The sequence below is a fragment of the Paenibacillus hunanensis genome, from assembly GCF_034055775.1.
GTDB lineage: Bacteria > Bacillota > Bacilli > Paenibacillales > Paenibacillaceae > Saccharibacillus > Saccharibacillus hunanensis.
Genome location: NZ_CP139194.1, coordinates 838892 through 851686, shown reverse-complemented (window position 1 = coordinate 851686; position 12795 = coordinate 838892). Strand labels below are relative to the sequence as shown.

General features: G+C 43.9%; 13 protein-coding genes. All 13 read right to left on the bottom strand.

All coding sequences use genetic code 11. The features are described from left to right. Window positions 1-7: 7 nt before the first annotated feature. Complete coding sequence (gene fliD, locus SK066_RS03375; RefSeq protein WP_320543644.1) at window positions 8-1543, bottom strand: flagellar filament capping protein FliD; 1536 nt, start codon at window positions 1541-1543, stop codon at window positions 8-10. 12 nt (window positions 1544-1555) lie between these two features. After that, the gene (locus SK066_RS03370) at window positions 1556-1918 is read right to left on the bottom strand and encodes a flagellar protein FlaG (protein WP_250345251.1); all 363 of its coding nucleotides are present in this window, start codon (window positions 1916-1918) and stop codon (window positions 1556-1558) included. Window positions 1919-2099: 181 nt separating this feature from the next. Beyond that, window positions 2100-2867 (bottom strand): flagellin N-terminal helical domain-containing protein, encoded by a 768-nt coding sequence (locus SK066_RS03365; protein ID WP_320543643.1) that lies wholly within the window; start codon window positions 2865-2867, stop codon window positions 2100-2102. A gap of 265 nt (window positions 2868-3132) precedes the next feature. Then, complete coding sequence (locus SK066_RS03360; protein WP_320543642.1) at window positions 3133-3900, bottom strand: flagellin N-terminal helical domain-containing protein; 768 nt, start codon at window positions 3898-3900, stop codon at window positions 3133-3135. A gap of 203 nt (window positions 3901-4103) precedes the next feature. Continuing rightward, a complete protein-coding gene (csrA, locus tag SK066_RS03355; RefSeq protein ID WP_320543641.1) occupies window positions 4104-4328 on the bottom strand; it encodes a carbon storage regulator CsrA in 225 nt (74 codons plus the stop codon). After that, on the bottom strand, window positions 4328-4768 hold the full coding sequence (gene fliW, locus SK066_RS03350; protein WP_320543640.1) for a flagellar assembly protein FliW: 441 nt from the start codon (window positions 4766-4768) through the stop codon (window positions 4328-4330). The genes csrA and fliW overlap by 1 nt, the downstream gene beginning before the upstream one ends. Before the next feature lie 92 nt (window positions 4769-4860). After that, entirely contained in the window at window positions 4861-5787 is a 927-nt protein-coding gene (flgL, locus tag SK066_RS03345; protein ID WP_320543639.1) for a flagellar hook-associated protein FlgL, read from the bottom strand. A 20-nt stretch (window positions 5788-5807) separates the two neighbouring features. Continuing rightward, window positions 5808-7355 (bottom strand): flagellar hook-associated protein FlgK, encoded by a 1548-nt coding sequence (flgK, locus tag SK066_RS03340; protein ID WP_320543638.1) that lies wholly within the window; start codon window positions 7353-7355, stop codon window positions 5808-5810. Between the two features lie 16 nt (window positions 7356-7371). Beyond that, window positions 7372-7878 (bottom strand): flagellar protein FlgN, encoded by a 507-nt coding sequence (locus tag SK066_RS03335; protein ID WP_188774136.1) that lies wholly within the window; start codon window positions 7876-7878, stop codon window positions 7372-7374. A 3-nt stretch (window positions 7879-7881) separates the two neighbouring features. After that, window positions 7882-8169, bottom strand: coding sequence for a flagellar biosynthesis anti-sigma factor FlgM (gene flgM, locus SK066_RS03330; RefSeq protein ID WP_188774137.1), 288 nt, complete (start codon window positions 8167-8169; stop codon window positions 7882-7884). Between the two features lie 345 nt (window positions 8170-8514). Beyond that, window positions 8515-8928 carry a TIGR03826 family flagellar region protein gene (locus SK066_RS03325; RefSeq protein ID WP_320543637.1) on the bottom strand — a complete coding sequence of 138 codons (414 nt, stop codon included), beginning with the start codon at window positions 8926-8928 and terminating at the stop codon, window positions 8515-8517. Between the two features lie 231 nt (window positions 8929-9159). Further along, a complete protein-coding gene (locus SK066_RS03320) occupies window positions 9160-10086 on the bottom strand; it encodes a ComFC family protein (protein ID WP_320543636.1) in 927 nt (308 codons plus the stop codon). Window positions 10087-10090: 4 nt separating this feature from the next. Next, window positions 10091-12619, bottom strand: coding sequence for a helicase-related protein (locus SK066_RS03315; protein ID WP_320543635.1), 2529 nt, complete (start codon window positions 12617-12619; stop codon window positions 10091-10093). Window positions 12620-12795: the final 176 nt, after the last annotated feature.

Here is a 12795-nt window from a genome sequence, read left to right as displayed (position 1 = left end):
CTTATTTCTAGCTGAAACTTGCAAGTGCTGACGCTTGACTATTATATCGGTTCATGGCGGTTTCCATTGCAGTAAATTTCTTATAATAATTCGTCTCTTTGTCGTTGAGTCGGCTGTTCATATCACTAATCTGGCGATCCAGCGTAGTTAACTGGCCTCCAAGCAAGCTGTTAACCAGGAATGAAGCATTGGTATCGCTGCTGACCTTTGATGTACCGGCTGTACTCGCCATACTTTCTAGAGAAGAGCGAGTTATCTTTTTCATTTTGGCGAGAATGCCATCATTTTCGGTATACTTATTGTCCAGCGTACTTTTTGAGTTGTTCGTACCAAAGAAGTTATTAACGATATTCGGATCTTGCTCCAGAGCGCTTTTAAGCTTATTCGTATCCAGAATGAGCTTACCTTTTGTTTCATACGTGCCTGTGCTAATTCCTAATTGTGCGAAGTTGATCGTTGTTCCATTATCCATCTTCACACCCTGAACCATTGCTGTACGCATATTGGAAATGGTTTGCTCGAGAATACTATCTCCCTTGAGCATCCCGCTTTTTGCTTTAGAATTCCAAAGCTTCACCTCGTCGTCACTCATATCCTTTTTCTGATCATCTGTTAGTGGCTGGTATTTGGAGTAACGCTCTTCGCCTATTTTACCATTCATCAGGGAGAGAACACTGTTGTATGCATCGACAAAGCTTTGTACTGAGCTAACGAGTTTATCGGTATCCGAAGTAATATTAATCTGGGAAGATTGACCAGCAGGAGTTACAGCGTTAAGTGATAATTGAACACCATTAACTGTAAACTGGTTCGATGATTGGGTCATATCCAGACCGTTGATATTTACTTTAGCGTCTTTACCAAGAACACTATTCGCTGAATCGCTAGCGGTAGAGCTTGCGATATTAAAGTTACCAAATGCTGCACCGGATAAGTTGATGGCACTACTACCTGTAGCGTTACTTGTGATTGACATTTTGCCTGAGCCGGAGTCATAGATCGCTGTAACCCCTGCTTTGCTGGTATTAATTTTTTGCACGAAATCATTGATCGAATCAGTCGCACTGTAGTTGACTGTAACCGCTGAACCATTTCCAAGCTTAATCGATACAGATCCATCACTGCTACTGCCTGTTACGTCTGACATTTTGAGCAAGGATCCATCCTTACCACCATTTGCATCGGTAGCAGAAACACCTGCACTGGAAGTGACGCGTGTAGCTGTTGCCAGCTGCGATACCGTCACATTCATACTTGAACCACCGGATGCTCCGGTTGCAGTAGCCGATACAGAGTTTGTATCACCGCTGACCGTTGCCTTTTGAGCATTGATTGCACTACTCAAGCTCAGATTAGCAAGCTTGTCATTCAGAAATGTAACGAGCTGGGAGCTGACATCACGATACCCTTCTTGCTTCCAGGATACCAGCTGTCGCTGTTGATTCAGCTTATCTAGCGGTGCCTTCTCAGCAGTCATTAATTTTTTGACTGTTGCATCGATATCCAATCCACTTGCTAAACCTGAGATTCTTGTAACTGCCATTTCTTCATCCCCTTATACCTTTTTATCGACAATTAGACCGGTAATTTCCATAAGTTTTGCTAAAGCATCTAAAACTTTTTCTGGAGGTGCTTCACGAATTAATTCACCGGTATCTTTATTTTTTACTTTGATCATGATCGAATGTGTTTCTTTATGCATCGAAATTTCCAACGACTTTGCCGGGCCTTGAATTGCATTCACTGTTTTTTGGAATTCTTGTAAAACAGCTTGAGAATCGGCCATTTTTTGAGGACCTGTATTCGCAGCAGCAATAAGCTCGGCAGGAGTATCTGTATTTTTGGGAGTGTTATCTTTGAGAACATTGGAGTATGAATTCGTAGCCGCAATACTGCTCGTATTGTTAATAGGATTCATTTCATAACCTCCTTCAATCTTGATGTATGAGTATGGATGGTATACGTGAAATTCACGCTGGTATTCAACTATGTACTATTATTATCGGTTAGCTGTACGCTTTCTTTAACTTCTATCGCCTAAAATAAGCAAAAAGACCCTGATAAAATCAGGGTCTTTCGCGAAAATACATAGCTTACGATTAACGCAGCAGGGAAAGTACGCCTTGTGGCGCAGAGTTTGCTTGGGACAGCATCGATTGGGAAGCCTGTACGAGGATGTTGTTCTTGGACAGAGCAACCATTTCCTTCGCCATGTCAGTATCACGAATACGGGACTCGGATGCTGTCAGGTTTTCTACAGTTGTACCCAGGTTGTTCGAAGTGTATTCCAAACGGTTTTGTACCGCACCAAGGTTCGCACGTTGTGTTGCTACTTTCTCGATTGCTGTACTGATGCTGGACAGGCTGCTCGTAGAAGTCAAGCCGCTGAAACCAGCTGTGCTTACACCGGATACAGTGATTTGGAATTTGGAATCATCTGCTTGTACAGTTACAGAAGAAGTGATTTTGATACCGTTGAACGTTGTGTTACTCATGATCGAATCGATCTGTTTACCCAGTTGGTTCAACTCGGCATTGATGTTCGATTTGTCGCCAGCACTGTACGTACCGTTTTCTTTCTGTACGTTCAGTTCTTTCATACGTCCCAGCATGGAGCTGACTTCGTTCATTGCACCCTCTGCTGTTTGTGCGAAAGAGATACCGTCTTGAACGTTACGTTGTGCTTGCTCCAGACCACGAATCTGACCACGCATTTTTTCGGAGATCGACAGTCCCGCTGCATCGTCCGCTGCACGGTTGATACGCAGACCCGAAGACAATTTCTCCATGTTTTTACTTGCTGCTGCACTGTTCAGATTCAAGTTACGTTGAGTGTTCAGTGCTGGAATGTTGTGATTGATAATCATTGGTGTTTCCTCCCTGAAATTGTTTATTCCACATCCATGTGGTTAGTGTACGGATTAAGAATTCAAAGCCGGCCGCGCTTTGAATTTCTTTTCCTAAATAATATATCGTCTGTATCCTCGTGATTATGTATAGTTAATTCTAAATATTGATAAATATATATTCTACAATATTGAACATAGTATATATTGATCCATTATCTATTTATGCAAAATAAAAAGGACCCTGATTGGATCAGGGTCCTTTTTGAGATTTCCAGGCTTACGATTAACGCAGCAGGGAAAGTACGCCTTGTGGCGCAGAGTTTGCTTGGGACAGCATCGATTGGGAAGCCTGTACGAGGATGTTGTTCTTGGACAGAGCAACCATTTCCTTCGCCATGTCAGTATCACGAATACGGGACTCGGATGCTGTCAGGTTTTCTACAGTTGTACCCAGGTTGTTCGAAGTGTATTCCAAACGGTTTTGTACCGCACCAAGGTTCGCACGTTGTGTTGCTACCTTCTCGATTGCTGTACTGATGCTGGACAGGCTGCTCGAAGAATCAAGTGCACTGAAACCAGATGTACTTACACCGGATACAGTGATCTGGAATTTAGAATCATCTGCTTGTACAGTTACAGAAGAAGTGATTTTGATACCGTTGAACGTTGTGTTACTCATGATCGAATCGATCTGTTTACCCAGTTGGTTCAACTCGGCATTGATGTTCGATTTGTCGCCAGCACTGTACGTACCGTTTTCTTTCTGTACGTTCAGTTCTTTCATACGTCCCAGCATGGAGCTGACTTCGTTCATTGCACCCTCTGCTGTTTGTGCGAAAGAGATACCGTCTTGAACGTTACGTTGTGCTTGCTCCAGACCACGAATCTGACCACGCATTTTTTCGGAGATCGACAGTCCCGCTGCATCGTCCGCTGCACGGTTGATACGCAGACCCGAAGACAATTTCTCCATGTTTTTACTTGCTGCTGCACTGTTCAGATTCAAGTTACGTTGAGTGTTCAGTGCTGGAATGTTGTGATTGATAATCATTGGTGTTTCCTCCCTGAAATTGTTTATTCCACATCCATGTGGTTTTTTTGAGCGATTAACAAGTATTTATACTAGAAGTAATTACCTGCTCTTGCTCTAAAATATATATCGACCATATGATTGGTTTACTTTATAGCATTTTGATATTTTTTCTAAAATAAATAACAAAATTTAGGATGATAAAACCAATCTGCTTATTGATCCTACTCTTGCTTCTCGTTCAGGAAATCCTGAATATCCGCTACATTCACAGCAGCGCTTTGATTACTCAATTGAATGGCATGATAGATCTCTTTACGGTAAATGTCTATATTTTTCGGGGCACTAATGCCGATTTTGATTGTATCTGCATCCGTTGATAGAATCGTAACTTCAATATGATCGTCAATGATAATCGATTCGCCTTTTTTGCGTGATAAAACGAGCATTAGCCTTCATCCCCTTCCGATTTTGCTGGTTGTAGTGGATGACGAATCGTATAATCTGTATTTTGTAGAATAATTTGCTTTGCTCGCATCGTATCCAGATTAAAAATAATCGGTGCTACTAGATTCACAGTACGATGCTGCGGTACTTTATTCCACGACACAATATTACGGACGACCACCTTTTCTTCGTTCGTGATTCCAAGCTCGTCAATAACATCCTCTGGAATCTCAACCTCATATTGCTGAAAATACGAAAAAGGATCTAGCAGGATAAAGCTAATATCAGATTGCTCCACTGACTGTAAAATGCTGAATGGGGAAATCTGTTGAACATACGTATAGCTTGTTATTTCAGAGAACCCGGGAATACCTTTAGCGAATGTAAATACTTTTTCATCATGCTCAGAGACGATAGATGGATTGGGCTGTGAATCGGACATGGTACATATTCCTCCCTATTTTCAGCAAAAGGCTACGGACAGAGGTAGTCCATAGCCTTTTAAATTTATTATGATTCCTTTATATTTCCATTTTAACTCAAAAAGTTAACGAGGGACAGCTTCATTGTGGAAGCTGATGTTTGTAAAGCAGCTTGATAGATGGTTTGCGCTGTTGTTGCCTTGATCATAACCTCAGAAATGTCAGCATCCTCAACCTTGGATTGCAGGTCACTTACATTGAGCTCACGATCACCTAACCGACTGTTTACCAATTCAACACGGTTCGTTTTGGCACCAACTTCCGCACGTGCTGCTCCCATCGTACTCATACGAGACTCGATATTACCCAGCTCACCACTAATTGCGGAATAATTGCCATCCTTTGCAGCAATCGCTCCATCAATCGCACTCGTCAAGCGATCCAAAATTTTAAATGCATTATCATTATCTGATGGCTTACCAAAAAATTCGTTACCATCTGTACTTACGCCAATCGAAACCTTTTCACTGATTCCATAAGTGACTTTTCCAGTATCAGTCACCACATCACCATAGCTTGTTGTTGTAGCATTAAGCTCGTAAGGTCGCTCATCGAATTTCTCGCCGTTAAAAATATAACGACCTGTCAGCTGGCTATTTCCGATATCGGCCATTTGACTTTTCAATTCACCAAGCTCATCTTTGATCGCTTCCAGACCGCTACCATCAGTTGTACCTGTACCTGCCTGAATAACAAGCTCTTTGACGCGCTTCATAATATCGGTTGACTGCCCCATAACCGTATCTGAATAATCCAGCCAACTCTGCGCTGCATCGGTATTTGTTTTGTATTGATCCGTAGCAGCCAGCTCCGCACGGTAGCGGAGCGCATACGTTGTTCCTACTGGATCATCCGATGCTTTATTGATTTTGCGACCTGTAGAGGATTGCATGCTCAGGTCACTCATCGTGTTTCTGTTTTTGTTCAGATTGCTAAGTGTCTGATTGGACACCATATTTGAAGTAATACGAATTGCCATTATTATCTACTCCTCATTTATCAGAGTCCAACACGACCTGTGCTGTTAATCAAACGTTCGAGCAACTGATCCATCGTAGTCATGAAACGGGAAGATGCAGTATAGGCGTGCTGAAACTTGATAAGATCAGACATCTCTTCATCAAGGGATACGCCGCTTACCGACTGACGGTTCGCTTCCACTTGATCTGTAAGTGTCTGCGAGTTATCTGTTTGACGACTCGCTTCCTGTGAGCTTACACCAAGCTGACCAACAATACCGTTAAAATAATCCTGAACTGTCGTTGGCGTTACGCCACCAAAGTCCATTTTTGTACCCTTCAATTCAGACATGATCAGAGCAAGTCCGCCGTTACCAGCTACGACCTTTTCACCACTGCCTGTACCGGAAGTACGCAAAGAGAATGCAATTTTACTTGGATCATCCTGTAACGATTTGTTCAGCGTAATATTGCCGGCTGTAATCGTGCCACTATTATCCGAGGTACCAAAGAAATCTCCACCCTGCTGGCTGGAGCTATTGTAGCCCAGCTTGTGCAGACCATTAATCCCTTTAACGGTTGTGGTCAGATCGGACGTTAACGTACGATTACCAGCGGCATCCGAGTAGGTTACACCGTTTAACACGGTTCCTTCTGGAATAACTGAGCCGGCTGGCAATGTGACATTGAATTCGCCGTTAGCGAGTGTATTCGCCAGCTGATCGAGCTGTGCTTTTTGACCTGCAACATGAACATCACGGGAATACATAAGACCATACATTTCTCCGCTGTTCAACGTTCCACCCTCAAATGCTGTCTGTACGCCAGCAGCTGTAAGAGGAGTAACGGTACCGCCAGTAATGACCTGTTGACCGCCAAAGTTCACTTGATAGCCTGTATTCAGCTCAGTCACAGTGACATTACCATATTTAGAAATCTGATCGATCGCATAATCGCGCTGATCGCGAAGGTCATTCGCATCATTGCCCTGCGCTTCGATCTTCATAATATTCTGATTTAAGGTGCCTACTGTACTTAACAAGGAGTTTACTGTGGATACATCCAACGAAACACTGGAGGTCAGATCCGTGCTCAATGCATCCAGTTGCTGGCTGGTCTGATTCATTGCATCAGTTAATGCCAGTGTCGTTTCTTTCAAGACCTTCTGGTTAGTCGTGCTCTGAGGGTCTTTACTCAGGTTTGACCATGCACTCCAGAACTTATTCATTACGGTCTGCATCCCTGTATCGGAAGGCTCGTTAATTACCTTCTCCAGCTTGCCCAGGGTGTCTGAGCGTACGGTCCAGCTTCCAAGTGAAGAATTCTCACCGCGATATTGTGTATCCAAAAACATCGAACGCACACGTTTGATCGAAGTCGCCTCGACGCCTGTACCCAGTTGTCCGGAGTTTGTCGAATTACGAAAAGCCACGGCTTCCAATGGATTCGTGGCACTGGTATGTACCACTTGGCGCGAGTATCCTGCTGTATTGGCATTAGCGATATTGTGAGAGACAGTGCTCAGTGACGTTGTATTTGTAGCCAGACTCCGGCGAGCCGTTTCAATGGAATGAAATGTTGATGTCATAGGAACCTCCTAAATATTAGCCTCTTGTATCAAACAATCCGGAACGAGTAAAACCGTAAGCTTTCTCAGCCGGATGTTGATAGGTCGCTTCCTGTTCTGGAACAAGCGCCATCATTTCCAATGAAAAGTCTACGTATTCCAAAGCCTGTTGAATCAACTGTTTGTTCAGGTCATTAAGTTGCTGGAACCGTTGCAGTGTATCGAACAGAGTAGAGCGAGCGTCAAGCAACTGCTGTTTCTCATCGGGATCAAACACCAGCCGCGCCAGCTCAGTCAGATTAAGCCGCAGCTTGGACTTGATGCCCCGTTCCAGCAGGAATTCGTAAACGAGCTGCTCGCGCTCATTTTCCAATTGCTCGACCAGTTTGGCCAGCTTGGATTCCTGATTCATGACGGCAATCAATTCATTGATTTGATTGTCAATAACGGCTCGCTTTTTGCTTTCGCCCAGTTCGATTAATTGCAGATGGCTATCATTCAGTTCATTTAGCTTAGCCACCAGCGGCTGCACAGTTCCATTCATTTATTAATTCCCCGTTCCTTTTAGGAAAGGCAGGAGCTTGTCAGCCAGCGCACCAGCGTCGACTTTGTATGTGCCTGCAGCTACCTGCTCTTTCAGACTTTGAATTTTTTGAGCGCGCTCTGCATCAGCAGTTGCTTGTGCAGTGTTCGCTTGCAGCATTTCCATAGCTTCTGGAGAGATGGACACTTCGTCCTTACGACTTGTTTTCTTTTCGCCAGTTACGGCCTTTGCTTCGTTTGTACGTTGGTATGGGTTAACAGCGCCTACACGTTGTGTATCGTTAATTTTCATGGTTTTTTACACACTCCTTAGTAAATTTGAGAAAGAGTTCCTACTCCTTAGAGTCATTTGCTTCGGGAAGATAGATCGTCTTTTCAAAATTAGGAAGTCCTTTTTGAGATAACAGGAATGTTGGGTGATATTCGGAATATTGCATTTCCTGGTATCATTAAGGCAACCGAATTGTTGTTACTAAGATTATCGACCACTTTTTCCTTATTTTTTATAGTCTTAAAGTGGTTAATTGTGTAGTAATTTTTTTCGTTCCTTAAGTCCCAAACCTGCACAGCTATGCAAGTTTTAACACTCAAAATGTACTAGGAATTGTCGTTATTTGACTAGGAATAGGAAGTGTTCCTAGTTATCCCGGAATTTGTCGACAATTCTATAGGCCCCCTGCGTCTTCTCCGCTTGATTACTTTTGCCAGCATCCCCATCGTTATATGCGTTACGAATATCTTTTGTTAAACGCGCACGACAGGAATCACACATATTGCCGTCCCGAATAAGCGTTCCGCACACCTCGCATGCATATCCCATATTTGGTGCATTCGCGATGGAGATTCGTCCTTCTCGAATGAAGGTCGTAATCTGCTTGATCGATACTCCTGTTACTTCGGACAATTCCGTAATTGTAGTTCCTCTGTTCTCTTTTAAATAGTGATTACAGTCTTCATATTGTCTTTCAATATCCCTGATACAATCGCTGCACATGCCTTTTAGATTAAGTACATACAGTTTCCCGCATTGAGGACAATTTCCTAAATTCATAAACTGCTCGCCTCCTGTAAGTGTTATCCCATCTATGTTGTCCAAGCTCTAAGGTTATTTAAATGAAGATGTCTTTATTTATATCGTAAACAAACACGCATTTTGTTAGCATTACTTAATAAATTAAGCGTTTTGTTAACAATTTGCTTATGATTTGGTCATATTCACGGGCAATCCGGCTTTACCTTAAGCGTATTTAGTATATAGATCGTTGGTTCAGCGATATGAGAATTAGGAGCGTGCACAGGTAAGCGAGATCACCTGAAATTTTACACAACATTGAGCGCCTAATTCATGTAAGGCTAATGCACAGTTATGAATGGTACTTCCCGTTGTATAAATGTCATCAATTAACAGGATCGGAATCACCCGATTAGCGTCTCGTTCATCCTCCAGCTGAACAGGTACTCGAAGCGACTGGTTAGTTTGTAGCGATGGTGCCTGCATAGGAACAGCTGGAGAGGCTATATAGGAAGATATCCTATTTATATATCCATACGGTTCATGATGTCGTTGTAGCACATCCTGCACCAGGGAGCCAGCCATAGTCGAATAGGAAAAAACTCCTGCCATACTACGAATGCGCTCCTGTCTTCCTTGCTCGCTCTGCTTCATCGTTTGCCGGGTACGTTCTAATAAGGGGAGATACGGCAATTTTATATCCGCTGCCAGCCACCGAGCCATCTGCTCTGCCTGATCAAAGCCGCGTTCCTGTAATCGATTCGTGCTTGCTGGCACAGATGTAATCCAGGCAGGAGACCATTCAAACCCGAAATGAGTACTTAGCTCTGCTTGTAGACGATAGTAGCCTTCCACCATTAGCTGCCCAAATACACCTTCATACCGCTCATTGCCCCTATATTTATATGCTGCTAGCCAGCTACGAATATCAGTATTGTAACGAACAGCACTACGATTAAGCAAAAAACTACGGCGTTGCATCGCCTGACGCTGACAATCCTCACAATAAATGCTTCGTCCACATACCTTGCACTGCGGCTTCATAATCCATGGAATACGGCTAGCGCATGCATGGCAAAGCCCATCATAGACGGATGAGGCTATAATCGAATGGGCACAGCTGATACACTGCTGATGGTGAGGGTACAGATATCGCCATAGCTTGCTCCAACTGGGTGCATGAAGAAAGTGACTCATCGATTCACTTCCTTTCCACAGACGATACAATATAGTTCTGTTTACGTGCAATGCGGTTCATTAAACGAATCTGTCCAATCGCCTGCTTCTGGCTACGACCGTATTCAGATGCGGTAAAGACAACTTTTCCCGCCGGGTCTTGCTTGGATCTACCCGCTCGACCTGCCATCTGAATAAGCGCAGACGCATGATATACATGGTCATGCGCATCAATAATGTACACATCGCTCCCTGGAACTGTCACGCCACGCTCTAATATCGTAGTCGTTACGAGAATACGAATCCGTCGTTCGCGAAATTGTAATACTTTCTGAGCACGCTGTTCATCCTCGGAAGAAGTACCGGCAATATGAAGCATGGGAAAATGCTCTTTTAACAATGTCACCATCGGCTCAATCCAGGCGATACGTGGCATAAACCAAAATAGCTGTGCGCCTCGTTCAATCGAATGCTGTACCTGCTGTAGTAGCTCCGTAGGAAGCTTGCCGCTACCATACCAGCTTACAAAGGATGGCGTCTTGATGCGCTTAGGAACAGGTAAAGGATGCCCATGAAAGCGTACAGGTACCTTTGCATGCGCCAGTCGTCCTTGACGAATCGCCCGTTGTAGCGCGTCTGAGGGAGTAGCGGATAAATAGACAAACTTCCCGTCTGGACGACAGGCTGTATAGGCTCCATAGGCTAGCATTGGATTTCCATCATACGGGAATGCATCAATCTCATCAATAATTACGAGATCAAATGCAGCATGATACCGTAGTAGCTGGTGTGTTGTAGCAATCGTAATCGCTCCTTGTGTCCATTGCTCGTCACTCCCACCATATAAAGCAACGACCTGCTCATTTGGAAATGCCTGTCGTAGTCGCGGAGCCAGCTCCAGCACCACATCGCGCCTTGGTGTTGCGATTAAAACCTGTTGCTTTTTTTGAAGCATATAATCGATCAATGGGAAAATCATTTCTGTTTTCCCGGCTCCGGTCACCGCCCACAGTAAAAATCGACGTGAGCGTGGAAGCTTGTCCATTTGTATAAGACCATCTTGAATAGCTGGTGAATCAACATCTTCTATAGAATAGGAATGGGAAATAGAGTATGCAGACTGATCATTTATAATATGTTCTTGATACATTTCCGTTGTACTCGCTCTCGTTCTCTGCGTAGAATCATCTGAACCCAGCTGTAAATGACCCTTTGTTTCTATTAAAGTCGCTTTGCATCTGTGCCAGTAGGCTTTGCTTATCTGCCATAGTAATGATGGAGTAAATTGCGAAGATACAAACTCCACCTTTGTCTGTAAAAATGAAAGAGCCTGCAAAGCTGCGGCTGTCTGTGCATTACTCAATCCCCAACGCGCCTGTATATCCTTTTTTCCTTCTGTACATGCTAGAGAACTCTGCTGTTTTCCCTGCAAACCTGCACTAGCCGATTGCGCAGCAAATGGCGCCACCACAAAAAGTGTATGTGCCGTTCGCGATGGCTGTGCTACATTGGGCTGGCTGATCCTTTTCTGCTCTGTTTGCTCCGCTATTCGGCTAGCAATAGGTGGACGGACAGATTGCAATAATAGACCGCATTCACGACTTCTGCCCATCATTAAGCATTCCTCGCAATATCCACAGGCAGACGAGCCGCAGCCTGCACATGAGGTATAACGAATGCTTGTACTTCCGCAGCGACGACAAGCTGTATGCTGATAGGAAGATAATCCGATACTATGTTTAACTGCATTCACGAAAGACCAGCTGCTATCCGATTGTTGATCCTCTGTTGAGGCTTCACTGCTAACATACACACTATCCAGCAAACGAATATGCTTTTGCAGATAGGCTAGCTGTAGATAGCTTCTCCAGCCTGCTGCATATGGTGATTGCTGTTCATCCATCAAATGATGCAGCTCTGGTAATAATAACGAACGACCATTTAATAAGCCTGTAAGCGCGATCGCTCCACAGGTGAGCTGCTTTTTACGATCGATCTGCTGCATATCGCCTTGAAGCTGGCCTGCTCCCTGATTCGATAGCACATATTGACCGCTGCCCGTCCAGCCTCGTTCTCGCGTCCATAATGTACATGGAAAGACGAGCTGTAATTGCGTGCTTGTCGGCGCAGACTTGGAAGAGGCAAACGGGCCAACTGAAGACGTTATAAAAGAATGACCTCTACTGTAGAATTTGTTAGCAATGGACTGTCTTGCTGTTATGTATTCACTCAACCACTGTCTGATCTGCTCGATCATCGCAGAAGCATTTACAATAGTAGCTTCTGCTGCGCTGGTATAATGTCTTTTATTATTCTGCTCAAAGGATGTGGCTGGATGAGTTGCTTCTTTTTGATGCTGTAAGCGACCATTAAAATGGCGTACGCAGGCAAATGCCCAGCCCACTGGCAAGTCACTAACGATATGCCATAAGCTTCGACATGAATAGCCTCTTTTATTTGTAGCTGTCCACCATAAGCTATCAATACGCATATCCAGCGATACATGTAGTCTCCAGCCCTGTTCATGCTCTGTCGCATATAAATCTACCTTCACTCTATTTCCTCCAATCTATACTATGAATGTAATGGTTGGTCGGTCTACTCTCGTTATCATATATGTTTGTTTTACGCTATATGCTCCTGACTTTAAAAAGCTCTACGTATAAAGCTAGATACGTTCAGTCATAATAAAGTACGCAAAACAAAAAAGCACACTTATCCGTTTGAGGG